This is a genomic window from Georgenia sp. H159, from assembly GCF_035607575.1.
GTDB lineage: Bacteria > Actinomycetota > Actinomycetes > Actinomycetales > Actinomycetaceae > Oceanitalea.
On record NZ_JAYDZY010000011.1, the window covers coordinates 49,624 to 75,444 of the forward strand.

The 25,821-nt window shown below is 73.8% G+C and carries 26 protein-coding genes; 21 read left to right on the forward strand and 5 right to left on the reverse strand.

The window, feature by feature from the left end:
* The first annotated feature begins 78 nt into the window (after nucleotides 1-78).
* The 4 genes from VR894_RS14955 to VR894_RS14970 all read left to right on the forward strand — a co-directional run bounded on the left by VR894_RS14955 (nucleotide 79) and on the right by VR894_RS14970 (nucleotide 4,492).
* Entirely contained in the window at nucleotides 79-942 is an 864-nt protein-coding gene (locus tag VR894_RS14955; RefSeq protein WP_324652799.1) for an undecaprenyl-diphosphate phosphatase, read from the forward strand.
* Between the two features lie 115 nt (nucleotides 943-1,057).
* Nucleotides 1,058-1,945: a VOC family protein gene (locus VR894_RS14960; RefSeq protein WP_324652801.1), complete on the forward strand. Its 888-nt coding sequence runs from the start codon at nucleotides 1,058-1,060 to the stop codon at nucleotides 1,943-1,945.
* Between the two features lie 23 nt (nucleotides 1,946-1,968).
* Entirely contained in the window at nucleotides 1,969-3,237 is a 1,269-nt protein-coding gene (mshC, locus tag VR894_RS14965) for a cysteine--1-D-myo-inosityl 2-amino-2-deoxy-alpha-D-glucopyranoside ligase (RefSeq protein WP_324652803.1), read from the forward strand.
* 4 nt (nucleotides 3,238-3,241) lie between these two features.
* The gene (locus VR894_RS14970; protein WP_324652804.1) at nucleotides 3,242-4,492 is read left to right on the forward strand and encodes a YihY/virulence factor BrkB family protein; all 1,251 of its coding nucleotides are present in this window, start codon (nucleotides 3,242-3,244) and stop codon (nucleotides 4,490-4,492) included.
* A gap of 4 nt (nucleotides 4,493-4,496) precedes the next feature.
* Here VR894_RS14970 and VR894_RS14975 read toward each other — a convergent pair whose 3' ends face one another.
* On the reverse strand, nucleotides 4,497-5,375 hold the full coding sequence (locus VR894_RS14975) for a PAC2 family protein (RefSeq protein WP_324652805.1): 879 nt from the start codon (nucleotides 5,373-5,375) through the stop codon (nucleotides 4,497-4,499).
* A gap of 58 nt (nucleotides 5,376-5,433) precedes the next feature.
* Between VR894_RS14975 and VR894_RS14980 the strand changes: the two genes are divergently transcribed.
* Entirely contained in the window at nucleotides 5,434-6,150 is a 717-nt protein-coding gene (locus tag VR894_RS14980) for an HAD family phosphatase (protein ID WP_324652806.1), read from the forward strand.
* A 17-nt stretch (nucleotides 6,151-6,167) separates the two neighbouring features.
* Complete coding sequence (locus tag VR894_RS14985) at nucleotides 6,168-7,001, forward strand: aldo/keto reductase (RefSeq protein WP_324652808.1); 834 nt, start codon at nucleotides 6,168-6,170, stop codon at nucleotides 6,999-7,001.
* 28 nt (nucleotides 7,002-7,029) lie between these two features.
* Here VR894_RS14985 and VR894_RS14990 read toward each other — a convergent pair whose 3' ends face one another.
* Together VR894_RS14990 and VR894_RS14995 are read right to left on the reverse strand one after the other, a co-directional pair.
* Nucleotides 7,030-7,629: a GNAT family protein gene (locus VR894_RS14990; RefSeq protein WP_324652809.1), complete on the reverse strand. Its 600-nt coding sequence runs from the start codon at nucleotides 7,627-7,629 to the stop codon at nucleotides 7,030-7,032.
* A gap of 29 nt (nucleotides 7,630-7,658) precedes the next feature.
* Nucleotides 7,659-8,561: a RecB family exonuclease gene (locus VR894_RS14995; protein ID WP_324652810.1), complete on the reverse strand. Its 903-nt coding sequence runs from the start codon at nucleotides 8,559-8,561 to the stop codon at nucleotides 7,659-7,661.
* A gap of 87 nt (nucleotides 8,562-8,648) precedes the next feature.
* Between VR894_RS14995 and VR894_RS15000 the strand changes: the two genes are divergently transcribed.
* The 11 genes from VR894_RS15000 to VR894_RS15050 all read left to right on the forward strand — a co-directional run bounded on the left by VR894_RS15000 (nucleotide 8,649) and on the right by VR894_RS15050 (nucleotide 18,549).
* On the forward strand, nucleotides 8,649-9,773 hold the full coding sequence (locus VR894_RS15000) for a site-2 protease family protein (RefSeq protein WP_324652811.1): 1,125 nt from the start codon (nucleotides 8,649-8,651) through the stop codon (nucleotides 9,771-9,773).
* Between the two features lie 38 nt (nucleotides 9,774-9,811).
* Nucleotides 9,812-10,246 carry an MmcQ/YjbR family DNA-binding protein gene (locus VR894_RS15005; protein ID WP_324652813.1) on the forward strand — a complete coding sequence of 145 codons (435 nt, stop codon included), beginning with the start codon at nucleotides 9,812-9,814 and terminating at the stop codon, nucleotides 10,244-10,246.
* Nucleotides 10,247-10,321: 75 nt separating this feature from the next.
* Entirely contained in the window at nucleotides 10,322-10,597 is a 276-nt protein-coding gene (locus VR894_RS15010; RefSeq protein ID WP_324652814.1) for a DUF2277 domain-containing protein, read from the forward strand.
* Nucleotides 10,598-10,720: 123 nt separating this feature from the next.
* Nucleotides 10,721-11,761 carry a tRNA (adenine-N1)-methyltransferase gene (locus VR894_RS15015; RefSeq protein WP_324652816.1) on the forward strand — a complete coding sequence of 347 codons (1,041 nt, stop codon included), beginning with the start codon at nucleotides 10,721-10,723 and terminating at the stop codon, nucleotides 11,759-11,761.
* 82 nt (nucleotides 11,762-11,843) lie between these two features.
* Nucleotides 11,844-13,466, forward strand: a complete 1,623-nt coding sequence (gene arc / locus VR894_RS15020; RefSeq protein ID WP_324652869.1) for a proteasome ATPase — start codon at nucleotides 11,844-11,846, stop codon at nucleotides 13,464-13,466.
* 13 nt (nucleotides 13,467-13,479) lie between these two features.
* Nucleotides 13,480-15,057 carry a depupylase/deamidase Dop gene (dop, locus tag VR894_RS15025; RefSeq protein ID WP_416380852.1) on the forward strand — a complete coding sequence of 526 codons (1,578 nt, stop codon included), beginning with the start codon at nucleotides 13,480-13,482 and terminating at the stop codon, nucleotides 15,055-15,057.
* Between the two features lie 144 nt (nucleotides 15,058-15,201).
* Nucleotides 15,202-15,393 (forward strand): ubiquitin-like protein Pup, encoded by a 192-nt coding sequence (locus VR894_RS15030; RefSeq protein WP_324652818.1) that lies wholly within the window; start codon nucleotides 15,202-15,204, stop codon nucleotides 15,391-15,393.
* A complete protein-coding gene (gene pafA, locus VR894_RS15035) occupies nucleotides 15,390-16,769 on the forward strand; it encodes a Pup--protein ligase (RefSeq protein ID WP_324652820.1) in 1,380 nt (459 codons plus the stop codon). The genes VR894_RS15030 and pafA overlap by 4 nt, the downstream gene beginning before the upstream one ends.
* Entirely contained in the window at nucleotides 16,769-17,626 is an 858-nt protein-coding gene (locus tag VR894_RS15040) for an FKBP-type peptidyl-prolyl cis-trans isomerase (protein WP_324652822.1), read from the forward strand. The genes pafA and VR894_RS15040 overlap by 1 nt, the downstream gene beginning before the upstream one ends.
* Before the next feature lie 16 nt (nucleotides 17,627-17,642).
* Nucleotides 17,643-17,984, forward strand: coding sequence for a hypothetical protein (locus VR894_RS15045; RefSeq protein WP_324652824.1), 342 nt, complete (start codon nucleotides 17,643-17,645; stop codon nucleotides 17,982-17,984).
* A gap of 37 nt (nucleotides 17,985-18,021) precedes the next feature.
* Nucleotides 18,022-18,549: an SRPBCC family protein gene (locus tag VR894_RS15050; protein WP_324652825.1), complete on the forward strand. Its 528-nt coding sequence runs from the start codon at nucleotides 18,022-18,024 to the stop codon at nucleotides 18,547-18,549.
* 61 nt (nucleotides 18,550-18,610) lie between these two features.
* Here the strand turns inward: VR894_RS15050 and VR894_RS15055 are convergent, their stop codons facing one another.
* Both VR894_RS15055 and hisF read right to left on the reverse strand, forming a co-directional pair.
* Nucleotides 18,611-19,267 carry a TIGR03085 family metal-binding protein gene (locus VR894_RS15055; protein ID WP_324652826.1) on the reverse strand — a complete coding sequence of 219 codons (657 nt, stop codon included), beginning with the start codon at nucleotides 19,265-19,267 and terminating at the stop codon, nucleotides 18,611-18,613.
* Between the two features lie 88 nt (nucleotides 19,268-19,355).
* The gene (hisF, locus tag VR894_RS15060; protein ID WP_324652827.1) at nucleotides 19,356-20,126 is read right to left on the reverse strand and encodes an imidazole glycerol phosphate synthase subunit HisF; all 771 of its coding nucleotides are present in this window, start codon (nucleotides 20,124-20,126) and stop codon (nucleotides 19,356-19,358) included.
* Between the two features lie 71 nt (nucleotides 20,127-20,197).
* On the opposite strand from hisF, the gene VR894_RS15065 reads away from it, so the two are divergent.
* The 4 genes from VR894_RS15065 to VR894_RS15080 all read left to right on the forward strand — a co-directional run bounded on the left by VR894_RS15065 (nucleotide 20,198) and on the right by VR894_RS15080 (nucleotide 25,821).
* A complete protein-coding gene (locus VR894_RS15065) occupies nucleotides 20,198-20,761 on the forward strand; it encodes a uridine kinase (protein ID WP_324652829.1) in 564 nt (187 codons plus the stop codon).
* A 149-nt stretch (nucleotides 20,762-20,910) separates the two neighbouring features.
* On the forward strand, nucleotides 20,911-21,771 hold the full coding sequence (locus VR894_RS15070) for an SRPBCC family protein (RefSeq protein ID WP_324652831.1): 861 nt from the start codon (nucleotides 20,911-20,913) through the stop codon (nucleotides 21,769-21,771).
* Nucleotides 21,772-21,982: 211 nt separating this feature from the next.
* A complete protein-coding gene (locus VR894_RS15075; protein ID WP_324652832.1) occupies nucleotides 21,983-23,944 on the forward strand; it encodes an ABC transporter ATP-binding protein in 1,962 nt (653 codons plus the stop codon).
* Nucleotides 23,941-25,821, forward strand: a complete 1,881-nt coding sequence (locus VR894_RS15080) for an ABC transporter ATP-binding protein (RefSeq protein WP_324652833.1) — start codon at nucleotides 23,941-23,943, stop codon at nucleotides 25,819-25,821. The genes VR894_RS15075 and VR894_RS15080 overlap by 4 nt, the downstream gene beginning before the upstream one ends.

Sequence of the window (25,821 nt, forward strand, 5' to 3'; positions counted from 1 at the left end):
GCAGCGTGGCGAAGAAAACACGGCGGCGCGCACCACGGTGGGCGGCCCGCGACCGTCCCGGCCGTAAGGTGATCCCTCGTGACGTGGTGGGAAGCAATCGTGCTCGGCGTGGTCCAGGGACTCACGGAGTTCCTCCCCATCTCCTCCAGCGCACACCTGCGCATCGTGGGGGACCTCCTTCCGGGCGGGGGTGACCCGGGTGCGGCCTTCACGGCGATCACCCAGCTCGGTACCGAGACGGCGGTGCTCCTCTACTTCCGCAAGGACATCTGGCGGATCCTCACGGCCTGGTTCGGGGCGCTGCCCGTGGGGCCGTGGCGTGGCACGGTGCCACGGGACGACCCCGACGCGCGGATGGGCTGGTACATCATCATCGGCTCGGTGCCGATCGTGGTGTTCGGGCTGCTGTTCCAGGACGCGATCGAGACCTCGCTGCGGCACCTGTTCATCACCGCGGCCATGCTCGCCGGCTTCGCCGTCCTCCTCGGCGCGGCCGACCGGCTGGGCCGCAAGCGCAAGGAGCTGCGCGAGCTCACGCTGCGTGACGGCCTGCTCTTCGGACTGGCGCAGTCGCTCGCGCTCATCCCGGGCGTCTCCCGGTCCGGTGGCACGATCACGATGGGTCTCGTGCTCGGCTACACCCGCGAGGCGGCGGCGCGCTACTCCTTCCTCCTCGCCATCCCCGCGGTGTTCGGCTCGGGGTTCTTCCAGCTCTTCACGGCCGACCCGGCGCCCGGAGCGCCCGGCGCGGGGGCGACGGCCATCGCGACGCTCGTCGCCTTCGGGGTCGGCTTCCTCGTCATCATCGCCTTCCTCAAGATCGTGTCGACGTACTCCTACATGCCCTTCGTCGTCTACCGGCTCCTCCTGGCCGTGCTCGTGGTCGCGGGCGTCGTCAGCGGTCTGCTCGACGCGGAGGGAGCGGCGGCCGCGGCGAGGTAGCCACCCGCCGCCGGGCACCGCAGCGCCCCGAGGCACGCTGCGCCCGCGCACCGGGAATACTCCACCCGACCACATGGTTGACGTGTCAACTATGCTGTCGAACGTGGAGACCTCAATGACCCCTGGTACCAACACCCGCGCCACCGCGAACCGCGACGTGCTCGCCGCCGACACCGGCATGGGCCCCGTCACCCTGCTCGTGGGCGACCTGGACCTGCTGACGACCTACTACGTCGACGGCCTCGCGCTGACCGTGCTGAGCGCGGAGGGCAACGAGACGGTCCTCGGCCGCGGCGGGCGCCCGATCATCGTGCTGCGCCACGACCCGACCCTGCCGCGCGGCAGCCGCCGCGACGCCGGCCTGTTCCACACCGCCATCCTCTTCGAGGACGCCGGCGCCCTCTCGGCGGCCGTCGCCTCCCTCGCGCGTCTCGCGCCGCGCAGCTTCGTCGGCAGCTCGGACCACCTCGTCTCCGAGGCCTTCTACTTCACCGATCCCGAGGGCAACGGCATCGAGCTCTACCTCGACCGCCCCCGCGACACGTGGCGCTGGACCGACGGGCAGGTCGCGATGGACACCATCGCCCTGGACCCCAACGCCTACCTGGGTCAGCACCTCACCGTGGACCGGCTGGAGAACGCGGCCCAGGACCCCGCCGTCGTCGGTCACGTGCACCTCCAGGTCGGCGACACGACGACGGCCCGTGACTTCTACGTCACCACCCTCGGCTTCGAGGCCACCTTCGAGATGCCCAGCGCCCTGTTCGTCTCGGCCGGCGGCTACCACCACCACATGGCGATGAACACGTGGAACAGCGCCGGTGCCGGTCCGCGGGTCCCCGCGCTGGGCCTGGGCGTCGTCGACGTCGTCGTCCCCGACGACGACGAGATCGGCGCGCTCGGTGACCGGTTGCGCAGCCGCGGGCTCCAGTTCCGTCACGACGGGCGGACGCTCGAGGTCGAGGACCCGTGGCGCAACCGCGTCCGGGTCAGCGTGGGCTGACGGGCCGGGTTAGGCTGCGGCTCGTGCACTCCTGGTCCGCTTCCGCCATCCCTCAGCTCCCCGGCCGCGGCCAGCAGGTCCGCCTCACCGACTCCGGTACCGGCGAGCTCTCCGCGACGTCGCTCGAGGGGCCGGCGACGCTCTACGTGTGCGGGATCACGCCGTACGACTCCACCCACCTGGGGCACGCGAACACCTACCTCGGCTTCGACCTGCTCGTGCGGGCGTGGCTCGACGCCGGGCGTGAGGTGCGCTACGTCCAGAACGTCACCGACGTCGACGACCCATTGCTCGAGCGCGCGGCGCTCATCGGTGTCGACTGGCAGGCACTGGCGGCCGAGCAGACCGACCTGTTCCGCAACGACATGGCCGCCCTGCGGGTCGTCCCCCCGCGTGACTTCGTCGGTGCGGTGGAGACCATCCCGCTCGTCGTCACCGCCGTCGAGGAGCTGCTCGCCAGTGGCGCCGCCTACCGGGTGGACGTGCCCGACGGGGACGGCCACGGCGTCGGGGACGTCTACGCCGACACCTCCGCGGACCCGGCCTTCGCGACGGAGACCGGCCTGTCCGGCGCCGAGATGGCCGAGTTCTTCGCCGAGCGCGGCGGCGACCCCGACCGTCCCGGCAAGCGGCGCCCGCTCGACCCGCTGCTGTGGCGCACCGAGCGCCCGGGCGAACCGAGCTGGGAGGGCGCGAGCCTGGGCGCCGGACGGCCGGGGTGGCACATCGAGTGCGCCTGTATCGCGCGTGAGTTCCTCGGGCTGCCGGTCGAGGTCCAGGCCGGTGGCAGCGACCTCGTCTTCCCCCACCACGCCTGCAGCGAGTCGCACCTGCGGATGCTCTCCGGCGAGGACGAGCCCGTGACCGTCCACGCCCACGGCGGCATGGTCGCCTACGCGGGCTCCAAGATGAGCAAGTCGCTGGGCAACCTCGTCCTCGTGTCCCAGCTGACCGCCGCGGGCGTCGACCCGATGGCGGTGCGCCTCGTCATGCTCGCCCACCACTACCGGGAGGACTGGGAGTACACCGGCGCCCAGCTGGAGACCGCCACCGAGCGCCTCGCCCGCTGGCGGCGGGCGATGCGGGCCGACGTCGGTCCGGACGCCACCGGTCTGCTCGACCAGGTGCGGACCGCACTGGCCACCGACCTCGACGCCCCGTCCGCCATCCATGCGGTCGACGCGTGGGTCGCTGCCGCCGAGTACGACGACGGTGCCGCGCGCACCGAGCGGGACCGCGGCCCGGGCCTGGCCGCCCGCACCGTCGACGCGCTGCTCGGCGTCGTCGTCTGACGGCGTGCTGCCGGTCGCGGTCGTCCTCGTGGGACTGGGCTGCGCGGTGCTCGCGCGGCGCTGGACACCGACCCGGGAGCGGCTGAGCCCGGCGGCGACGACGATCCTCGCCGTCCTCGGCGCGGGAGTGACCGGCCTCGTCGTCATGGAGACGGTCGCGGAGCCGTGGCGGCCCTGGCTGACGGTGCTGGTCGCTGCCCTTGCCGGCGGAGGTCTTGTCGTCGTCGGCGCGGCGGTCAACCGGCGGTACATCGACCGGCTCCGGGACCGCTCGTCGGACACCCCGGGCGTGGTCGAGCGGGTGGAGGGCTGGGCCGAGCGCCACCACGTGGGTCCCGGGAGCACCAACCTGCTCGCCGTCGCCGTGCGGTCCGTGGGGCGGGCCACCGACGTGCGTGTGACGGGCCTGGCGGCGGAGATGACCTACTACGCGCTGATCTCGCTCGTGCCGCTGCTCACCGCGTTCGGCGCCAGCCTCGGCTTCCTCGAACGCATCGTCGGCACCGAGGCCGTCGGTCGCATCGAGGACACGCTCGTCGACGCCGTCTCGACCGTCTTCGCCGAGCAGGTGGCGGCGGACGTCCTCGCCCCGCTCATCGAGGGGCTGCTCCGTGAGGAGCGCACCGGGGTGGCCGTGGGAAGCGTCCTGGTCGCCCTGTGGCTGGCGAGCCGGATGTTCCGGGCGGTCATCCGGGCCCTGGACGACGCGTACCGGGTCCCGGAGCGACGCAACGTCGTCGGACAGTACGTCCTGGGGATCGCGCTCGCCCTGGGCGCCGTGCTCACGCTCGTGGCCGTCCTCGCCCTCGTCGTCATCGGCCCCCTGCTGGGGGACGGCCGGGAGATCGCCGACCGGTTCGGCCTGGGCACCGTCTTCGAGGTCGCCTGGTCGCTCGCGCGGTGGCCGACGCTGGCGGCCGTGACGGCGACCTACCTCACGATCCTCTACCGGTACGGCCCCAACGTCCGCACGACGTGGCAGCGCTGCCTGCCCGGCGCCGGCGTCGGCACCGCCGGGCTGGTGCTCGTCGCGTTCGCGTTCAGCGCCTACCTCCACGTCGCCGGGCCGGACGCCCCCGGCGTCGAGAACGCCCCCAGTGCCGTGGTCACCGGGGCGGCGCAGGCGATCGGGCTCGTGCTGGCCGGGGTCGTGTGGCTCTGGCTGAGCAGCATCGTCATCCTCGCCGGCGGCGTGCTCAACGCCGAGCTGACCCGTGAACGCGAGGGACAGCAGGCGCCCCGCACCGGCGACTGAGCCGTCACCGACCGGGGGACTGGGGCCCGCTCCCCGGGTCCCGACGGCGCAGGTAACGCTCGAACTCGCGGGCGATCGCCTCGCCGGTCGCCTCGGGCAGCTCCGCCGTGTCCTTGGCCTCCTCCAGCTGGCGGACGTACTCCGCGACCTCGGGGTCCTGCTCGGCGAGCTCGTCGACGCCGGCCTGCCAGGCGCGGGCCTCCTCGACGAGCTCCCCGAGCGGCAGCGGCTCACCGACCAGCTCCTCGAGCGCGCTCAGCAGGGCGAGCGTCGCCTTCGGTGAGGGCGGCTGGGCGACGTAGTGGGGGACGGCCGCCCACAGCGACATCGCGTGCATCCCGCGCTCCTGCGCGAGCTGCGCGAGGACGCTGACGATCCCTGCCGGCCCCTCGTACTCCGAGCCCTCGACGCCGAGCAGCGCCTGGACGCCCGGGTCGTCGCTCGTCACCTGGCAGGGGACCGGACGGGTGTGCGGGACGTCGGCGAGCAGCGCGCCGACGCTGACCACGCTGCCGACGTCCCACTGCTGCGCGACGTCCAGGATCTCCTCGCAGAAGTCGAGCCACCGGAACGAGGGCTCGATGCCCTGGACGAGGAGCACCGTGCGGCCGGCGACGGGCGAGGTCGCCACCGAGATCGTCGTCGTCGGCCACTTGAGCACGCGGCTGCCGTCCTCGTCGCGCACGCTCAGCGGTCGGTTGACCTGGAAGTCGTGGAAGTCCTGCGGGTCGAGCTCGTGGACGCTGCGGGCCTCCCACGCGTCCGCCACCATCTCCAGCGACTGGCTCGCGGAGGAGCCGGCGTCGTTCCAGCCCTCGAAGGCAGCGAGGAGGATCGCCGGGGTGCGCTCCGTGTCGGCGGTGGGGTCGAGCTCGTCGGTCATGCCCTCACCCTATGCGCGCGCCCGGGCGAGGGGGTGTCGCGGGCTAGACTGGGACGCCATGCCCACACCCTCCTCCACGCCCTCCGTGCTGCCCACCCACCGCCCGCCGTCGCCCGCCGCGGTCCTGTGGGACATGGACGGCACCCTCGTCGACACCGAGCCGTACTGGATCGCCACCGAGTCCGAGCTGGCCGCCGAGCACGGCGGGACCTGGACCCACGAGCAGGGCCTGGCGATGGTCGGGCGTCCGATCGTCCACACCGCCGCGGCGCTGCGCGCGCTCGGGGTGCCCGGGACCGAGGACGAGGTCGCCGCGGAGCTCGTCGGCCGCGTCACGGACCGCATCCGCACGGACGGCCCGCCGTGGCGGCCGGGCGCACGGGAGCTGCTCGCCGCGCTGGTCGAGGCCGGTGTGCCGAACGCGCTCGTGACGATGTCCTACCGCCAGATGGCCGAGGCGGTCCTCGAGACGCTCCCGGAGGGGACCTTCGCCGCGGTGGTCACGGGCGACGCGGTCACCCACCCCAAGCCCCACCCCGAGCCCTACCTCACGGCGGCCCGGATGCTCGGCGCAGACGTCCGTGGCTGCGTGGCCATCGAGGACTCCGTCCCGGGCGTCGCGTCCGCGGAGGCAGCCGGAGCGGCCACGATCGCCGTCCCGCTCATGGTGGAGATCCCGCCCGCTCCCGGTCGCAGCATGCTGCGCACGCTCGAGGGTGTGACAATCTCCGAGCTCGGCGCCGTCGCGGCCGGCGCCCCGATCCACCGCATGTGACTCAAGGAGAGACCGACGTGAGCGTTCCCGTCATCACCCTCAACAACGGCGTGCAGATCCCGCAGGTGGGCTACGGCGTCTTCCAGGTCCCGGCCGAGGAGACCCAGCGCGCCGTGGAGGCGGCACTCGAGGTGGGGTACCGCCACATCGACACCGCGGCGGGGTACGACAACGAGGAGGGCGTGGGGGCCGCGCTCCGCGCCGTCGGGCTGCCCCGCGAGGACGTCTTCGTCACGACCAAGGTGCGGAACAAGGACCACGGCTTCGAGGAGACGCTCGCCGCGTTCGACGCCTCGAGCACGGCGCTCCGGCTCGACGTCGTCGACCTCTACCTCATCCACTGGCCGGTGCCGAGCAAGGACGGGTACGTCCAGACCTGGCGGGCGCTGGAGAAGCTCCACGCCGACGGCGCGGCCCGCTCGGTCGGAGTCTCCAACTTCCTTCCCGAGCACCTCGAGCGGCTGCGCACGGAGACCGACGTCGTGCCCGCGGTGAACCAGGTCGAGGTCCACCCCGGCTACCAGAACCGCGCGGTGGCCGACGCCTCCGCGGCAGCCGGCGTGGCGGTCGAGGCGTACTCACCGCTCGGCCGTGGCGCCGCGCTCACCAAGCCGGCGGTCACCGGAGCCGCCGACGAGCTCGGCGTCACGCCCGCGCAGGTCGTGCTGCGCTGGCACGTCCAGCACGGACGCATCGTCATCCCCAAGTCGGTGACGCCCGAGCGGGTCGCCGCGAACATCGACCTCTTCGGCTTCGAGCTCGACGAGGACCAGATGGCGGCGATCGACGCCCTGGACGCGGGGGAGCGCACCGGCGGCGACCCGGCGACCATGGACCTTCCGCAGGGCTGAGCCCGCGGGGCGCCGACGCGGCGCCGAGTCAGCCGGAGACCTGCGCCCGCAGCCGCTCGCGGAGCCCCAGCCGTACCGTGGGCCACTCGCGGTCGATGATCGAGAAGACGACGACGTCCCGGACCGTCCCGTCGCGCCACAGGTCGTGGTTGCGCAGCACACCGTCCTGCTTGGCCCCGAGAGCGGCAATGGCCCGCCGCGAGCGTCGGTTGTGCCAGTGCGTGCGGAGCTCGACGGCGATGCAGTCGAGCGTCTCGAAGGCGTGGGTGAGCTGCAGCAGCTTGATCTCGGTGTTGACCCCGGTGCCCTGGGCGCTGCCGGCGATCCAGGTGGACCCGATCTCCAGGCGCCGGTTGTCCGCGCGGATGTTGAGGAATGTCGTCACGCCGAGGACGGCGCCGTCGCCCGTGCGGCGGACGGCCCACGGGACGACCTCCCCGCGGGCGTGCTGGGCGAGCCTGCGCTCGACGTCCTCGCGCATCGCCCCGGGTGCGGGCACGCGGCTGTACCAGAGCTCGTGGAGCATGCCGTCCTGGACCGCCTCGACCAGTGCCTCGGAGTGGTCCAGGCTCAGTGGCTCGAGCGTGGCGAGCGAGCCGGTGAGGGTCGGGACCGCGGTGAGCTCCATGGGCGCAACGGTACTGAGCCGGGCAGCGGCTACGTGACCGCGTCCGCCGCCGTGCGCTGTGTGGCGGCGAGGAGCCGGTCCAGTCCCTCCTGCGGCGGCTCGGGCGGTGTGCCGCCGAAGGACGGGCACAGGTCGCGGAAGCTGCACCAGTCGCACAGCCGCGACACCCGCGGCTGGAAGCGACCGGTCTGCGCGGCCCGGGTGATGGCGGCCCAGATCGACTCGACCTGCTCCTCGGTGGCGAGCAGCTCGTCGAGCGTGGGGTCGAGGGTGAGGACCTGGCCGTCCCCGAGGTAGACGAGCTGCAGCCGGCGCGGGGCCGTGCCCGTGAGGCGCCAGAGCATGAGGCCGTAGAAGCGCATCTGGAACAGGGCCTCGGAGGCGTACTGCGGCATGGGCGAGCGCCCCGTCTTGTAGTCGACGACGCGCACGGCACCGGTCGGCGCGACGTCGAGACGGTCGACGAACCCGCGCAGCAGCATGCCGGAGGCGAGCTCGACCTCGAGCAGCTTCTCCCGCTCGGCCGGCTCCAGGCGCTGGGGGTTCTCCACCTGGAAGTAGCGCTCGACGAGCTCCCGGGCGCTGACCAGCCACGCGTGCAGCTCCTCCGGCGAGCCGAACATCTGCTCGACGTCCGGGCGCTCGGCGCGCAGCTGCTCCCACGCCGGGGCGAGCAGCTCGACACCGGCTGCTGGGTCCCGTTGCGCCGCGGGCAGGTCGTACAGCCGCTCGAGGACGCTGTGGACCAGCGTGCCCTTGACCGCGGCGGGGCTCGGCGGCTCGGGCAGGCGGTCCACCGCGCGGAAGCGGAAGAGCAGCGGGCACTGCATGAAGTCCTTCGCCCGGGAGGGCGAGAGCGCGACCGGGCGAGGCTCCTGCGGCGCCTCCGCGGGTGCCGTCTGCTCGGGCGTCTCCGTACTGCTCACTGCCATGGCGTCACTGTATGCCCGGGCACCGACACGGCCGGGAGGCCCGCGCCGACTGTGGGGAAACCCGCCGTCGGGACATAAGGTGCAGGAATGGCACGCCTGGGGCAACGCACGAGCTCGGGCTGGGTGATCGGCCACATCAGAGATGTCCCGGTCGTCTTCGCGCCGTCCTGGTTCGTCATGGCGGTGGTACTGGGAGTGGTGTTCGCCCCGACCATCGCCCGGGCGGTCCCCGGTGCCGGAACCCTCACGACGGTGCTCGCAGCCGCCAGCGTCGCCCTCATGCTCGTCCTCGGTGTCCTCGCGCACGAGCTGGCCCACGGCATGGCCGGGCACGCCGTCGGGTCGACCCCGCGGGAGTACGTCCTGACCCTGTGGGGCGGGCACACCCAGTTCGCCTCCGACATGCGCACGCCCGGTGCGTCGGCCGTGGTGTCGGTCGCCGGCCCGCTCGCCAACGCGGTCCTCGCACTGGTCGCCTGGTTCGCGCTGGGCCGGACGGACTCGGCGCTGGCCTCGCTCCTGTGGCAGATCGCCGCCGTGAGCAACGCCGTCGTCGCCGTCTTCAACCTGCTGCCGGGCTACCCGCTGGACGGCGGCCGTGTGCTCGAGGCGGTGGTCTGGCGGGTCACCGGGGACAGGCTCGCCGGGATGACGGCCGCCGGCTGGGGCGGGCGGGTCGTCGCCGTGCTCGTCGTCGTCGTCGGACTGGGCCGGCCGTTCATGCTGGGCCTGCGGCCGACGATCTTCACCGTCCTGTGGGTCACCCTCCTCGCCGGTTACCTGTGGACCTCCTCGAGCCAGGCGGTCAACGTCGCGCTCGCGCGGCGCAGTGCCGCGGGCCTCGACCTGCGGGCGATCGCCGAGCCGGCCGTCGCCCTGCCTGCGTCCGCCACCGTCAGCGCCGTCGACGGCGCCGGCGACCGGCGGATCGTGCTCCTCGACGACGACGGCCGCGTCTGCGGCATCGTCGACCCGTCGGTCCTGGCTCAGGTGCCGCCGTCGGCTCGGCCCGGGACCCCCCTCAGCGCGGTCGCCGCCGTCCTGCCGCCGAGCAGCGTCGTCACCCAGCTCGTCGGAGCCGCGGGCGTCGCCGCGGCCGCGGAGGCGGCACGCACCAGCCCGCTCGTCGTCCTGGTCGACGGCCCGGCGGGTGTCGTCGGCGTGCTGGGCGTCGCGCGCCTGGAGGAGGCACTGCGCAGACCGCGGCGCTGAGGCATGGCCTACCCTCGGCGTCCAGAGGAGGCCGTGCCATGGTTCACCCGCAGATGTTCGACGACGACGACCCCTACCTCGCCCGGCTGCGCCGCGTCGCGCTCGCGTTCCCGGACGCGGTCGAGGCGGTCGCCCACGGACGCCCGACCTTCCGGGTCGGCAGGATGTTCGCCGTCTACGGCGGGTCGACGAAGGGCGGCGCCGCCACCCGGCAGCGCTTCCCGCACGGGCTGCTGCTCGTCCCGGACGACGAGGACCGGGCGGCACTCGAGGAGGACCCCCGCTGCTTCGTGCCCGCGTACGTCGGGCCCGCCGGCTGGCTCGGGATCGACCTGTCCGGGGCGCCACCGGCGGAGGTCGACTGGCAGGAGGTCGCCGAGCTGCTCGACGCGTCCTACCGGCAGGTGGCCACGGCGCGGCAGGTGGCGCGGCTGGCCGCGGAGGGCGGGCCGGCAGGTCCACCGTCGCGCTGAGGTGCCGTCGCGGGTCGCCCGACGACGACGCACGGCGATCTTCACACCGGGCACCCGCGGTGGGACGCTGGTGCGATGTGCCGCAACATCCACACCCTGCACAACTTCGCCCCGCCGGCGACGAGTGACGAGGTCCACGCCGCAGCGCTGCAGTACGTGCGCAAGATCGCGGGCACGACGAAGCCGTCCCAGGCGAACCGGGAGGCCTTCGACCACGCAGTCGCGCACGTCGCAGCCGCGACGCAGGAGCTCCTCGACTCCCTCGTCACCACGGCACCGCCCAAGGACCGCGAGGTCGAGGCGGCCAAGGCCCGGGAGCGCGCGCAGAAGCGCTACGCCGCCACCGGCTGACCAGCGCGCCGCACGGACGGTGGCCGTGCCGGCGGCCACGCCGAGATCGCAGTCCGGGGAGTCACGCCGCGGGTGCGCACCTGCGGCGTCGGGGCGTGAAGGCGGCCCGTAGACTCGTCGACCGTGACTTCCCAACCCGACCCCACCCGCCCGCTCGGCCCGGCGGGACGGCGCGGCCCTCTCGCGGTCGGTGAACGCGTCCAGCTCACCGACCCCAAGGGGCGCCTCCACACCATCACGTTGGCCCCGGGTGCGACCTTCCAGACCCACCGGGGCTACCTGCGCCACGACGAGGTCATCGGCGCGAGCGAGGGCGTCGTGCTGGCGACCACCGGGGGAGTGGAGTACCTCGTGCTGCGTCCGCTGCTCGCCGACCACGTGCTGTCGATGCCGCGCGGTGCGGCCGTGGTCTACCCCAAGGACGCCGCCCAGATCGTCGCGATGGCCGACATCTTCCCCGGCGCGCGGGTGGTCGAGGCCGGCGTCGGCTCGGGCGCGCTGAGCATGTCGCTGCTCCAGGCCGTCGGGCCCACGGGGACGCTGCTCTCGGTCGAGCGCCGAGCCGACTTCGCCGAGATCGCCCAGGCCAACGCCCGCGCCTGGTTCGGCGCCGACCACCCCGCCTGGGAGGTCGTCGTCGGTGACCTCGCCGAGGTGCTGCCGGGTGCCGTCGAGCCCGGGTCGGTCGACAGGATCGTCCTCGACATGCTCGCGCCCTGGGAGAACCTGCAGGTGGCGGCCGACGCGCTCGCCCCCGGCGGCGTCCTCATCGCCTATGTCGCCACGACCACCCAGCTGTCCCGCGTCGTCGAGGACGCCAAGGCGAGCGAGCTGTTCACCGAGCCGCGCGCGTGGGAGACGCTGCTGCGCAGCTGGCACCTCGAGGGCCTGGCGGTGCGCCCGGACCACCGCATGGTGGGACACACCGGGTTCCTCGTCACGACCCGCCGCATGGCGGACGGCGTCACCCCGCCGCGGCGCAAGCGCCGTCCCGCGAAGGGCGCCTACCCGGTCGAGGACGAGTGGGCGGAGGACCTGGCGGAGCGGACCGTCTCGGACAAGAAGATCCGCCGGGTGCGCCGTGACCAGGAGCGCGCCGAGCGGCTGCGCGAGGGGACGTCGTCGGAGCCCGACGACGCGCCGGAGGCACCGCCCACCCAGTGACCGCGCCGCGCGGCTCCGGCGGGCCGTGTCCTACCGTGGGGTCGTGCCGAGCAGGGAAGGGGCCGAGATGGCCGAGGCGGGGATGGACGGGTTCCGGGCCGACCGGGTGCGTGAGCTCGAGCAGCAGGCGATCAGTCTCGCCACCAAGAACGAGCGGCTGGCCAAGGCCCTCCAGGGCGCCCGCGACCAGCTCGAGACCATGCAGGAGCAGCTCGACACGCTCTCCCGCCCGCCGAGCAGCTACGCGACCGTGCTCGGCGTCGACGTCACCGAGCGCGAGGCCGAGGTGCTCTCCTCCGGCCGCCGCCTGCGCGTCGCCGTCGCCCCCTCGCTGCCGCTCGGCACCTTGCGCCCGGGCCAGCACGTGCGCCTCAACGAGTCGCTCGTCGCCGTCCAGGGCGCCGGCTTCGAGGAGGCCGGTGAGCTCGTCGCCGTCAAGGAGGTCATCGACGACAGCAGGGTGCTCGTCGTGGCCCGCTCCGACGACGAGCGCGTCCTGCGCCTCGCTGCGCCCCTCACCGACGCCGGGGTGCGCGTCGGTGACACCGTCCTCGCCGACCTGCGCAGCGGCTTCGCCCTCGAGCACATCGAGCGCTCGGAGGTCGAGGACCTCCTGCTCGAGGAGACCCCCGACGTCGGCTACGGCGACATCGGCGGCCTCGGCCCGCAGATCGAGCAGATCCGCGACGCCGTCGAGCTGCCCTTCCTCCACCCCGAGCTCTACCGCGAGCACGGCCTCAAGCCGCCCAAGGGCGTGCTGCTCTACGGTCCGCCCGGCTGCGGCAAGACCCTCATCGCCAAGGCGGTCGCGACCTCGCTCGCCGAGGCCGCGGCGAACGGCTCCGAGCGCCGGCCCGGCAGCTTCTTCCTCAACATCAAGGGCCCGGAGCTGCTCAACAAGTACGTCGGTGAGACCGAGCGGCAGATCCGGGTGATCTTCGCCCGCGCCCGGGAGAAGGCCGCCCTCGGCGTCCCGGTCGTCGTCTTCTTCGACGAGATGGACTCCCTCTTCCGCACCCGCGGCACCGGCGTCTCCAGCGACGTCGAGACGACGATCGTCCCCCAGCTGCTCAGCGAGATCGACGGCGTGGAGAAGCTGGAGAACGTCGTCATCATCGGCGCCTCGAACCGCGAGGACATGATCGACCCGGCCATCCTGCGCCCCGGTCGCCTCGACGTGAAGATCAAGATCGAGCGCCCCGACGCCGACGGCGCCCGGGAGATCCTGCGCAAGTACCTCACCGCCGACCTCCCCGTCCACGCCGAGGAGATCGAGCGGCACGGGAGCGCCCAGGCGGCGGTGGCCGCGATGGCCGACGCCGTCGTCGACCGGCTGTACTCCACGACACTGGACAACCGGTTCCTCGAGGTCACCTACGCGAGCGGGGACAAGGAGGTCCTCTACTTCAAGGACTTCGCCTCGGGCGCCATGATGGCCAACATCGTCGACCGCGCGAAGAAGGCCGCGATCAAGGACCTCATCGCCACCGGTCAGCGCGGCCTGCGCACCGACCACCTGCTCACCGGCTACGCCGCCGAGATGCGGGAGAACGAGGACCTGCCCTCGACGACGAACCCCGACGACTGGGCGCGCGTCGCCGGCAAGAAGGGGGAGCGGATCGTCTTCATGCGCACCCTCGGCGGGACCGGGGCCAGCGAGGGCGCCGAGCCGGCGCGCGTCATCGAGACCCGCGACTACCTGTGAGCGGGGCAGGCCGATGACCGTGCACCGGATGATGGGCATCGAGACCGAGTACGGCGTGCTCGAGCCAGGTCAGCCGATGGCGAACCCGATGGCGCTGTCCGCCGCCGTCGTCGCCGCCTACGCGCAGACCGTCGAGGCGACCGCACGGTGGGACTACGAGGGCGAGGACCCGCTCGCCGACGCCCGCGGCTTCCGCCTCGACCGCGCCGCGGCGCACCCCGACCAGCTCACCGACTCGCCGGCCGAGCTGGCCGCCGCACTGGGGCCCTACCACCGTCGTCGCCCCGACCCCACCGAGCGGCCCGCCCCCATGACGTCCCTCGTGCTCACCAACGGCGCGCGGCTCTACGTCGACCACGCGCACCCCGAGTACTCCAGCCCCGAGGTCACCGGGCCCCGTGCCGCGGTGCGGTGGGACCGGGCGGGCGAGGAGGTCATGCGCCGGGCCGCCGCGGCGCTGGCGGCCGAGCCGGCCATGCCCGACGTCGCCCTGTACAAGAACAACGTCGACGGCAAGGGCCAGTCCTACGGCACGCACGAGAACTACCTCATGGACCGGGCCGTACCCTTCGGGGACGTCGTGCGCTACCTCACCCCCTTCCTCGTCACCCGCCCCGTGTTCAGCGGCGCGGGCCGCGTCGGCCTGGGCCAGCGCTCGGAGGTGCCCGGCTTCCAGCTCGCGCAGCGCGCCGACTACATCGAGAACGACGTCGGCCTGGAGACGACCTTCAACCGCCCCATCATCAACACCCGGGACGAGCCCCACGCCGACGCGGAGCGCTACCGGCGGCTGCACGTCATCGCCGGGGACGCGAACCTCCTCGAGGTGGCCACCTACCTCAAGCTCGGCACCACCTCGCTCGTGCTGTGGCTGCTGGAGCAGGACGCCGTCCCGCTCGCCCTCGACGCCGTCGCGCTGGACGACCCCGTCGTCGAGGCCCGGCTCGTCAGCCACGACACGACCCTCACGCACCGGCTCACGCTCGCCGACGGCCGCTCGATGACCGCGCTGGAGGTCCAGCGGCTCTACCTCGACGTCATCCGCGAGGCCGTCGAGGCGGCCGGCGACGTCGACGCCGAGACGCGTGAGGTCCTGGACCGCTGGGACTCCGTGCTCACCCGCCTCGGTGAGGACCCGATGTCCTGCGCCGCGGAGGTGGAGTGGGTGGCCAAGCTCCGCGTGCTCGAGGGCCTCCGGCGGCGCGACGGCATCGGCTGGGAGGACCCGCGCCTGGCCGCCCTGGACCTCCAGTGGTCCGACGTGCGCCCCGAGCGCAGTATCTACCAGCGCCTCGCCACCTCGGGTGCGGTCGAGCGGCTCGTCTCCTCGGAGGAGGTCGAGCAGGCGGTCCTCACGGCGCCGGAGGACACCCGCGCCTGGTTCCGCGGGGAGACCGTCCGGCGCTACGGCACCGGTGTCGCGGCCGCCGGCTGGGAGTCGGTGGTGCTCGACATCCCCGGCCACGACCACCTCGTCCGGCTGCCGATGCTCGAGCCGGCACGCGGCAGCCGTGAGCACATCGGGGCGGTGCTCGACCAGAGCCCCGACGTGGCGACGCTCCTCGACGGGCTCCGCCGTCACCACGGCTGAGCGGCCGCCGTGACGAGCAGACGCCCGAACGGGTGCGGGGACGCGGCTGGAGCGCCGTCGGGGTCGTGCGGGTGACGTACCCCGCTGCGGCACTCGCGCCGGGGCGAACTAGGATCGACGCGTAGTCGAGAGGGAGGCAGCACCATGGCCCGTCAGGAGCAGCAGCGCCGGAGCGAGCGGGAGCCGGAGGAGCCCACGCCGCCGCCGTTGCCGACCGGTGCGCAGGCGCAGGCGCAGTCGGCCGAGCTCGACGACCTCCTCGGGGAGATCGACAGCGTGCTGGAGACCAACGCCGAGTCCTTCGTCCGGGGCTTCGTGCAGAAGGGCGGGCAGTGAGCCTCGCTCCCCGCATCATCGGGCTGGAGACCGAGTACGGGATCACCGTCCACGGTGCGCGTCCCGACGGCGGCCCGCCCCTCGGGGCCGACGAGGCCGCCCGGCACCTCTTCCGCAAGGTCGTCGAGTGGGGCCGGTCCTCGAACGTCTTCCTCCGCAACGGTGGCCGTCTCTACCTCGACGTCGGCTCCCACCCCGAGTACGCGACGGCCGAGTGCGACGACGTGCGCGACGTCGTCGTCCAGGACCGTGCCGGCGAGGCGATCCTCGTCGAGCTCGCCGAGGAGGCCAGCGCCCGGCTCGCCGAGGAGGGTGACGGCGGGCGCATCCACCTGCTGAAGAACAACGTCGACTCCGCCGGCAACGCCTTCGGCTGCCACGAGAACTACCTCCTACGCCGCCGCCGCGACTTCCAGCGGACCGTCGAGCAGCTCGTCCCGTTCTTCGTCACCCGGCAGATCCTCACCGGGGCGGGCGCGGTGCGGGAGACGGTCGGGGGCGCGACCTACTGCTTCTCCCAGCGCTCGGAGCACCTGTGGGACGCGATGAGCTCGGCGACGACGCGGTCGCGGCCGATCATCAACTCCCGCGACGAGCCGCACGGGGACCCCGACCTGTACCGGCGGCTGCACGTCATCTCGGGCGACTCCTCGGTCGCCGAGACGACGACGCTGCTCAAGACCGGCATGACGGCGCTGCTCATCGACCTCCTCGAGTCCGGCGGCCGACTCGACGACCTCGTCCTCAGCGACCCGATGCGCTCGATCCGTGACGTCTCGCGCGACCTCACCGCCACCACACCGCTGGAGCTCGCCAACGGGCGCAGCCGCAGCGCGCTCGACATGCAGGAGGAGTACCTCGAGCGGGTCCTCGCGCACACCGCGGGCATGACCCTGCGGCCCGTCGAGCAGCAGGTGCTCGAGCTGTGGGAGCGGGGACTGCGTGCGCTGCGCACGGGCGACCACTCGCTGGTGGACACCGAGCTGGACTGGGCGATCAAACACCGGCTCATCGAGCGGTACCGCGCCGGCAGCGGCGCGGGGCTCACCGACGTGCGCGTCGACCGCCTCGTCCTCGCCTACCACGACATCTCACCGACCGACGGGCTCGCGGCGCGGCTGCGTGAGCGCGGCCTGATGGCCAGGGTCGCCACCGACGAGGAGATCCTCGCCGCCCGCACCACGCCGCCGCAGACGACCCGGGCCAAGCTCCGCGGGGACTTCGTCGCCGCCGCCCAGGACCGTCGGCGTGACCACACGGTCGACTGGGTCCACCTCAAGCTCAACGACGCCAGCCAGTACACGGTGCTGTGCAAGGACCCCTTCGCGAACACCGACGAGCGGGTCGACGCGCTCATCGCCGCCATGGACGCCTGATGGCACACCTCCGCCGCGCGCTCGCCGCCTGCCTGCTGCTGGCGCTCACGCTCGCGGGGTGCTCGACCACGTCCGAGGAGCCCGTCGAGGAGCGTCCCACCATCGCGGTGTCGGGCGCGTTCGGCAGGACACCGGTCGTCAGCTTCGAGGCGCCGCTGGAGCTCAGCGGGGCGGAGAGCGAGGTGCTCATCGAGGGTGAGGGACCCCTCCTCCGGGACGGCGGGCCGGCCCTGCTCGCCCTGAGCGCCTACGACGGCGACACCGGTGAGCTGCTGCCCGACCGCGGCGCCGGGGAGGCCCGGACCCTGCTGCTCACGCCCGAGGAGGTCGGTGAGGAGGTCCACCCGCTGCTCGTGGGCACCGCGGAGGGCACCCGGCTGCTCGTGACCGAGCCGGTCAGCAGCGAGGACGGTGAGCGGATGCTCGTCCTCGTCGTCGACGTCCTGCACACCAGGGCCCAGGGGGAGGAGCTCGAGCAGCGCGCGGACCTCCCGCAGGTCACGCAGGAGGACGACGGCGTGGCCATCGCGCTGCCCGACGCCGGGCCGCCGGGTGGCCTCGAGGTGGAGACGATCATCCGCGGTGAGGGGCGGCAGGTCGCGCCCGGTCAGGCGGTCACCCTCCAGTACCAGGCGGTGACGTGGCCGGGCGGCGACATCTACGACTCGACCTGGGCCGACGGCCAGGTCCCGCGCACCGTGGTCGTCGACGAGACCTTCGCCGGGCTACGGGACGGGCTGGTCGACCAGACCGTCGGCTCACGGGTCCTCATCGTGGTCCCCCCGGCTCTCGGCACGGGCAGCCAGACCCTCGTGTTCGCCGTCGACATCCTCGCCGCCACCGACGTCGAGGGCTGAGGACTGTCTGCCCACCGTGGTCGCACAGTCGCCGGTGGGTCCGAGCCGCGAGCGCGGCCTCGACGGCGGGGGCGGACGTGGGAGGGCGGCGTCGTTACGTGGCGCGCCCGGTGAGCTTGTCACGCAGCCGGTCGTCCATCCCGACGCCGGCACCGATGACGTCGACCCCGGCGACGAGCCGGCCGCCACGGTGACCACGACGCTGCGCGCCCTGACCGCGGTGTGGCAGGGCGACCTGTCCTGGGCCACCGCGCTGCGCGGCGGCGCGGTCGACGTCACCGGCCCCGTCCCGGCGCGCAGGCAGGTCCCCGCGCGGATCGGCCAGTCCCAGGTCGCCGCCGTGCGGCGACCGGCATGACGCCAGCACCCGACGCACCACCCGAGAGGAACCGACGATGACGACACCGAGAGCAACTGGACAGCCGGAGGTCCGCGACGACGCCACCTGGATCGTCCTGACCCGCCACTTCGCGGCCCCCGTCGAGGACGTGTGGGCCGCCGTCACCGAGCCCGGGCGACTGGAGCGGTGGATCGGGACGTGGACCGGTGACCCTGCCTCCGGCAGCGTCACGCTCCGGATGACCGCCGAGGCCGAGATGCCGGAGGAGGTCCACCACATCGAGGCGTGCGAGCCCCCGCGACTGCTTCGTACCCGCGCGCACGGCGAGGGGCCCGACGGCGACTGGCACCTGGAGCTCAGGCTCACCGAGGAGGACGGCGGGACCACTCTCCACTTCGGGCAGGCGCTGCCCGACCCCTCCTGGGCGCGGAGCGTGGGCCCCGGGTGGGACTACTACCTCGACCGTCTCGTCGCCGCGGAGACCGGTGGCGACGTCTCAGGGATCGACTTCGACCGCGACTACTACCCGGCCCTGTCCGCGGACTACGAGGCGCGGTTCCCCGCCACCCCCGACCGGAGCTGAGAGGCCACGCGGCGCGCGAACCCACGAGCGCCGGGGCCTGGTGGGCGACGGAGCGGGTGGCTCAGCGGTCGCCGTCGTCCATGAACGAGCGGAAGGCGGCGACCGCGTCCGGTGCCCCGCGGAGCTCGACGTCGGCTCGCTCGGTGCGACCCATGAGGTAGAGCGCGAGCTCGACCGGGTCCCCGACCACCGCGACGGAGTCGGCGGCGCGACGCGCGACGGCGCGCTGCCCCGTCGTGCTCACGAGGACGACGCCCACCGGCGCCGCGCGCACCGCGAGCCTCGCCATGCGGCTCAGCTGCGCCCAGACGGCCTCGCGCATCGCGTCGGGAAGCCGCCGGGGCGGACGGGGCGCGTCACCCGCACGGCGGAGGTCCTCGTGGTGGACGACGAACTCCACCAGGTTCACGGCGTCGCCACCGAGCCTCGTCGGACGCAGGCCGTCGCTGCCGAGGAGCTCGTCGACGAGCGCGGCGTACCCGCCGGGGGTCCCGGCTGCGCGCGCGACCTCCGACTGCCGCGGCTCCTGCCCGGGCGCTGCACCCGCTCGCATGTCCAGCGCCAGCACCCAGGGCCGGGTCTCGCGCAGCACGACGTGCGCGAGGAGGTCCTCGCTGCGCCAGCCCTCGCACAGCGTCGGCGCACCCGGCCCGACCTCCCGGAAGGTGGCGGCCAGGGCGTGCCGCTCGGGCTCGCTCCACGTGAGGGCAGGGGACACCCGACACTCCTCGGGACGGCGGCTGGGATGCGTCGTCATCCTCACACGACGCGCCGGGACTCCGCACAGCGGGTCCGTGCGGGGGCGCTCAGCGTACGGGCACGCCCGCGCCACGCATGTGGTCCTTGACCTCGCCCACCGTGAGGGTGCCGAAGTGGAAGACCGACGCGGCCAGGACGGCGTCGGCCCCGGTCTGCGCCGCCTGGGTGAAGTGCTCGGCCGCCCCCGCACCCCCGGAGGCGATGAGGGGCACGGTCACCTGCGCGCGCACGGCGGCGAGCATCTCCAGGTCGAAGCCGTTCTCGGTGCCGTCGGCGTCGATGGAGTTGAGGAGGATCTCCCCGGCGCCGCGCTCGGCCGCCTCGACCGCCCACGCGACGGCGTCGATCCCGGTGCCACGCCGCCCGCCGTGCGTGGTGACCTCGTAGCCCGACGGCGTGGTCGCACCGTCGCGGCACCGGCGTGCATCGACCGAGAGCACGGCGACCTGGCGCCCGAAGCGCTCGGCGACCTCGGTGAGCAGCTCGGGCCGGGCGACGGCGGCGGTGTTGACGCCGACCTTGTCCGCGCCGGCACGCAGCAGCCGGTCGACATCCTCGACGGAGCGGACCCCACCACCCACGGTCAACGGCACGAAGATCTCCTCGGCGGTGCGCGAGACGACGTCCAGCGTCGTGGCCCGGTCCTCCGTCGAGGCCGACACGTCGAGGAAGGTGATCTCGTCGGCGCCCTCGGCGTCGTAGCGACGGGCCAGCTCGACCGGGTCACCGGCGTCGCGCAGGTTCTCGAAGCGCACACCCTTGACGACGCGCCCGGCGTCGACGTCGAGGCAGGGGATCACGCGGACGGCCACACTCATCGTTCCTCCAGGGTCAGGGCTGCGAGAAGGGTACCGACCCGGGGAGGGCGGTGGCCGGTAGCGTTCACGACGTGACCCCCCTCGACCGAGTCCTCGCGCTCGTCCCAGCGGACCTGCGCACCGGCACCGCTCCGGCGTCCGGCCGACCCTTCGTCGTGGGGATCGACGGCAGGTCGGGTGCCGGCAAGACCGAGCTCGCCGCCGCGCTCGTCGCGACCCTCCCCGGCGCGCGGGTCGTCGCGCTGGAGGACGCCTACCGGGGGTGGGCGGGACTGCGCGAGGGGGTCGAGGAGATCGCCACCGGGGTCCTCGCGCCGCTGCGGCAGGGGCTCCCCGGGCGGTACCGCAGGTACGACTGGGTGCGGGGAGAGCTCGCCGGGACGGTCGAGGTGGAACCGGCCGCCGTCGTCGTCCTCGAGGGCTGCGGAGCCGGCTCGCTGCCCTGCGCGCCGTACCTCGACGTCCTCGTGTGGCTCGAGGCGCCCGAGCACGAGCGGCACCACCGGGCGATGGCCCGCGACGACGGCGCCTGGCTGGACCGGTGGTCGACGTGGTCGGCCCAGGAGGCCGAGCTGCTGGCCGAGCACGACGCGCGCGCCGCGGCGGACGCCGTCATCGACACCTCCACCGAGTAGCCGGTCGCCCGACCCCGGTGAGGTCCTGCCACGCCGTGCCGAGGACGGTGAGAAGCCTGCGCCCCGCCAGGCGGGATCGGCCGCGTTCGGCGATCCTGGAGCGCCAGGTGTGATCCACACCACCGCCGCTCTCGACCAGGAGGGATCCCATGACCACGCAGGTTCACAAGTCCATCGAGGTGAACGTCCCCGTGTCCACGGCCTACAACCAGTGGACGCAGTTCGAGGAGTTCCCCCACTTCATGGGGGGCGTCCAGAGCGTGACCCAGCTGACGGACGACCGCCTCGAGTGGGTCGCGGAGATCGCGGGCGTGAAGCGCCGCTGGAAGGCCCGCATCCTCGAGCAGGTCCCCGACCGCAAGGTCGCCTGGGCCGCCATCGAGGGCGCGACGAACGCCGGCGCCGTGGAGTTCGCCGACCTCGGTGGACGCACGCAGGTCACCCTCACGCTCGAGTACGAGCCCGAGGGGCTGGTCGAGAAGGTCGGCGACGCGCTCAGCGTCATCGAGCGGCAGGCCGAGTCCGACCTCGCCAATTTCAAGGAGTTCATCGAGGCCGAGGGCTACGCCACCGGCGCCTGGCGCGGGACGGTCGACGGCGTGGGGACGCCCGGCCTCGAGGACGCCACCTCCCAGGGTGACTCGGGCAAGGCCGGCCTGGGGAAGGCGGCCGCCGCAGCGGCCGGGCTCGGGGCGGCCGCGGCCGGCGCTGCCATCGCCGCGGGCGTCAAGAAGAAGTCCGACTCCGACGTCCCGGGCGTGACCGTCACGCCGGCCGCGGGCGACGCCGACCTGGCCACGACCGACGCCGACTTCGTCGGTGGGGACGAGGCGGACACCGCGCCCTCCGGCACGGCCCGCACGGCCGGTGGCGCCGTCGGGACCGGTGCCGGCGGGGGCACGGGCGACGAGCTCGTCGACGACGCCCTGCAGCCGGCCACCGACGAGTCCGACCCGGCACACCCGAGGCGGTCCACCGCGGGCGACGACCCCGACGACCTGACTCGCTGACGGCGGGGTCGGCGGCCCCCCGCCGGCCACGCGCCTTCCGCCGGAACCCTCCGCGACCCGGTCGAGCAGCTGGTGGCCCATGGGCCCCACCTGCTCGACCAGGTTCGGCCGGCAGCGGGAGCCGGGAGCGCACGCCGGGACCCGGCAGCGTGCCGCCGCAGCCACGCGCCACTGTGCGAGAATCGTGGGCGGCCAGTCGGGGGAGTGCACGGTGCTCAGCCGACCGGTGCCGTACCGCCGCCGAGCCAACGAGGAGCAGACCGCCGTGCCGGAGACCAGCACCCGGACACGGAGATTCGATCCCGGCCCCGGCCCCCGCCCCTACCGGCTGCCCGGCGGCACGCTGCGCCGCTCGCTCAGCCTCATGGGCCGCGGCATGCGGGACTCTCCGCGCACCTCGACGCTGGCGATCGTCAGCTCGGTGGTCTACGGCCTCGGCACCGTCGGTTCCGGGCTTCTTCTCGGGCGGGTCACCGACACGGTCATCGCCCCCGCGCTCACCGGCGAGGACGTGCCCACGTCCCACGTCTGGCTCGCCGGCCTGGCCCTGCTCACCGTCGGCCTGGTGACGGCCGCCGCCGTGGCGGGACGGCGCGTGTGGGCGGGAGCCGCCGTCTTCGAGATCCAGGCCGCGCACCGGCTACGGGTCACCCGCCAGTACCTCCGGCTGCCGATGTCCTGGCACCGCCGCCACCCGGCCGGCCGGCTGCTGTCCAACGCCAACGCCGACGCCGAGGCCGCCTCGGGCGTCTTCATGCCGCTGCCGTTCGCGATCGGCGTCGCCGTCATGCTCGTCGTCGCCGGCACCGCGATGCTCCTCGCCGACCCGCTCATGGGGGCGGTCGGCGTGAGCGTGCTCCCCGTCGTCGTCATGGTCAACGCGGTGTTCCGCCGGAAGATGTCACCCCGCGTCGCTGCGTCCCAGCGGCTGCGCGCCGAGGTCTCCGACGTCGCCCACGAGTCCTTCGAGGCCTCGCTGCTCGTCAAGTCCCTCGGCACCGAGGCCGTGGAGGAGCGGCGCTTCGCCGAGGTCACCACGCGGCTGCAGGACGCGAACATCGCCATGGGCAAGGTGCGCTCGGTCTTCGACCCGATCATCGAGTTCCTGCCCTCGGTGGCGACCCTCGCCGTCGTCGCCGTCGGGGCGGGCCAGGTGCAGCGTGGTGCGGCGGACACCGGCGACCTCGTGATGATCGCCTACCTCCTCACCCTCATGACCTTCCCGGTGCGCGCCATCGGCTTCGTCCTCGCCGAGCTGCCCCGGTCCACCGTGGGCCACGACCGCATCTCCTACGTCGTCGACGCCGAGGGCTCGATGCCCGAGGGCACCGCCACGCTGCACGGCCGGGAGGGGCTCGCCGTCGACGTCGAGAACGTCACGCTCGAGGTCCCGGCGCGTCTCATGCCGGGGGAGCCGGGCCAGGACCCGGTGCCGCCGGGCCGTGCCTCCGGGACGGTCGCGCTCCTGCGGGACGTGTCGATGCGGGTCCCCGCCGGCCGGACGGTCGCCGTCGTCGGCTCCACCGGCGCCGGCAAGTCGACGCTCACCACCGTCGTCGCCCGCCTCGTGGACCCGACGGCCGGCCGTGTGCTGCTCGACGGCACCGACGCCCGCGAGCTCAGCCACGCCGAGCGCACCGCGCAGGTGGCCCTCGTCAGCCAGTCGACCTTCGTCTTCGACGACACCATCCGCGGCAACATCGTGCTGGACGACGACGGCGCCGTCACCGACGAGGAGGTCTGGGACGCCCTGCGCACCGCCCGTGCCGAGGACTTCGTCCGGGCACTGCCGCACGGTCTCGACACCGTCGTGGGCGAGCGCGGCGCGACCCTGTCCGGCGGCCAGCGGCAGCGGCTCGCGATCGCCCGTGCCCTCGTCCGGCGGCCCCGCCTGCTCGTCCTGGACGACGCGACCAGCGCCGTCGACCCCGTCGTCGAGCAGGAGATCCTCGCCGGCCTCGGCGCCACCGGCGGGACCGGCGTGAGCGTCCTGCTCGTCGCCTACCGCACGGCGACGATCGCCCTCGCGGACATGGTCGTCCACCTCGAGCGGGGTCAGGTGGTCGACATCGGCACGCACGAGGAGCTCATGGCGCGGGACCCGGGCTACGCCGACCTCGCCTCGACCTACGCCCGGCGCAGCGCGGCACAGGAGCAGGAGGCGGCGCGATGAGCTCGACCATCTCCACGTCCTCCGAGCTCGGGGTCGGCGCGACCGTCCGGCGCGGCCTGCAGCTCTCCCCGGCGATGCTCGAGGGCATCGGCTGGACCCTGGCCCTGGCGGTGCTCGCCACGGCCGGCCGCGTCGTCGTGCCGGTCGTCATCCAGCTCGTCACGGACAACGCGATCATGGCCGAGGGCGGCCCCGACGTCCCCGCGGTCCTGGGCACGGCGCTGCTCGCCCTGGCTGCGATCGTCGTCGCGGGCATCGCCAGCTCGTTCGTCAACATCCGGCTCTTCCGGGCCAGCGAGCGCGGCCTGGCGCAGCTGCGCACCCGTACCTTCCGCCACGTCCACGACCTCGCCGTGCTCACCCAGAACGCCGAGCGACGCGGCTCGCTCGTGTCCCGCGTGACGAGCGACGTCGACACCGTCTCCCGCTTCGTCCAGTTCGGTGGCCTCCAGCTCATCCTCAACCTCGGTCAGCTGCTGGCCGCGACCGTCGCCATGGTCGTCTACTCCCCGCTGCTGGCGCTGGTCGTGTGGCTGTGCTTCACGCCGATGTTCGTCCTCGCGCCGCGCGCCCAGCGGGTCATCTCCCGTGCGTACGGGTCCGTCCGCGTCAAGGTCGGCGCGATGCTCGGGGCCATCTCGGAGTCCATCGTCGGGGCGGAGACGATCCGCGCCTACGGTGCCTCGGGGCGCACGCAGCGCCGCATCGACGACGCGGTGCAGGACCACCGGGCGCAGGCGATCAAGGCGCAGACCTTCACCGCGTTGGCCTTCTCCACCGGGATGGCGTTCTCGGGCGTCGCGCTGGGCGCCACGGTCGTCGTCGGCACGGTCCTCGCCCTGGACGGCCACCTCACGCTCGGGCAGCTGCTCGCCTTCCTCTTCCTCGTCCAGATGTTCACCGGGCCGGTGCAGAACGCCACCGAGATGCTCAACGAGCTGCAGAACGCGGTCGCCGGCTGGCGGCGCGTCATCGCGGTCCTCGAGACGCCGCTGGAGATCACCGACCCGCACGTGCCGGAGGGCACCGACGGCACGGGCGAGCTGCGGGCGAGCGACGTCGCCGCCGGGGAGTCCGGCGCAGCCCCTCCCGGTGACGGGGTGCCGTCGCCCGGCAGCGGGGCCGACGACGGCGTCCACCGGGCCGCCGCGGTCGAGTTCCGCGACGTCCGGTTCGCCTACCCGCAGGGCCCGGAGGTGCTCCACGGCATCGACCTCACCATCGCGCCGGGCACGTCGGTGGCCATGGTGGGGGAGACCGGCTCGGGCAAGACGACGCTCGGCAAGCTCCTCGCCCGGCTCATGGACCCGACGAGCGGGCAGGTGCTCCTCGACGGCGTCGACCTGCGCGAGCTGCCGCTGGCCACGCTGCGCAGCCGGGTGGTGCTCGTCCCGCAGGAGGGCTTCCTCTTCGACGGGTCGATCGCCCAGAACGTCGCCTACGGCCGGGTGGCCCACGGCCGCGCGGACGTCGACCGCGCCGTCACCGACCTCGGGCTGGACGGGTGGCTGAGCACCCTTCCCGACGGCGTCGACACTGCCGTCGGGCAGCGCGGCGAGTCGCTCTCGGCCGGGGAGCGCCAGCTGGTGGCGATCGCCCGCGCCTACCTCGCCGACGCCGACCTGCTCGTCCTCGACGAGGCGACCTCCGCCGTCGACCCCGCGACCGAGGGACGCATCAGCCAGGCGCTGGCGCGGCTGCAGGCCGGCCGGACCTCGGTGGCGATCGCCCACCGGCTGTCGACCGCCGAGGCCGCGGACCTCGTCGTCGTCGTGGACGCGGGGGACGTCGTCGAGGTCGGGCACCACCGCGAGCTCGTCGCCCGCGGCGGGGTCTACGCGCGGATGCACCGGAGCTGGGTCAGCCAGGCCCACTGA

Excerpts from the sequence above, each read along its gene's own strand:
- VR894_RS14960 (WP_324652801.1), top strand. The coding sequence starts at position 1,058 with ATGACCCCTGGTACCAACACCCGCGCCACCGCGAACCGCGACGTGCTC.
- VR894_RS14975 (WP_324652805.1), bottom strand. The coding sequence starts at position 5,375 with ATGACCGACGAGCTCGACCCCACCGCCGACACGGAGCGCACCCCGGCG.
- VR894_RS14980 (WP_324652806.1), top strand. The coding sequence starts at position 5,434 with ATGCCCACACCCTCCTCCACGCCCTCCGTGCTGCCCACCCACCGCCCG.
- VR894_RS14990 (WP_324652809.1), bottom strand. The coding sequence starts at position 7,629 with ATGGAGCTCACCGCGGTCCCGACCCTCACCGGCTCGCTCGCCACGCTC.
- VR894_RS14995 (WP_324652810.1), bottom strand. The coding sequence starts at position 8,561 with ATGGCAGTGAGCAGTACGGAGACGCCCGAGCAGACGGCACCCGCGGAG.
- VR894_RS15000 (WP_324652811.1), top strand. The coding sequence starts at position 8,649 with ATGGCACGCCTGGGGCAACGCACGAGCTCGGGCTGGGTGATCGGCCAC.
- VR894_RS15005 (WP_324652813.1), top strand. The coding sequence starts at position 9,812 with ATGGTTCACCCGCAGATGTTCGACGACGACGACCCCTACCTCGCCCGG.
- VR894_RS15010 (WP_324652814.1), top strand. The coding sequence starts at position 10,322 with ATGTGCCGCAACATCCACACCCTGCACAACTTCGCCCCGCCGGCGACG.
- arc (WP_324652869.1), top strand. The coding sequence starts at position 11,844 with ATGGACGGGTTCCGGGCCGACCGGGTGCGTGAGCTCGAGCAGCAGGCG.
- dop (WP_416380852.1), top strand. The coding sequence starts at position 13,480 with ATGACCGTGCACCGGATGATGGGCATCGAGACCGAGTACGGCGTGCTC.
- VR894_RS15030 (WP_324652818.1), top strand. The coding sequence starts at position 15,202 with ATGGCCCGTCAGGAGCAGCAGCGCCGGAGCGAGCGGGAGCCGGAGGAG.
- VR894_RS15040 (WP_324652822.1), top strand. The coding sequence starts at position 16,769 with ATGGCACACCTCCGCCGCGCGCTCGCCGCCTGCCTGCTGCTGGCGCTC.
- VR894_RS15050 (WP_324652825.1), top strand. The coding sequence starts at position 18,022 with ATGACGACACCGAGAGCAACTGGACAGCCGGAGGTCCGCGACGACGCC.
- hisF (WP_324652827.1), bottom strand. The coding sequence starts at position 20,126 with ATGAGTGTGGCCGTCCGCGTGATCCCCTGCCTCGACGTCGACGCCGGG.
- VR894_RS15070 (WP_324652831.1), top strand. The coding sequence starts at position 20,911 with ATGACCACGCAGGTTCACAAGTCCATCGAGGTGAACGTCCCCGTGTCC.
- VR894_RS15080 (WP_324652833.1), top strand. The coding sequence starts at position 23,941 with ATGAGCTCGACCATCTCCACGTCCTCCGAGCTCGGGGTCGGCGCGACC.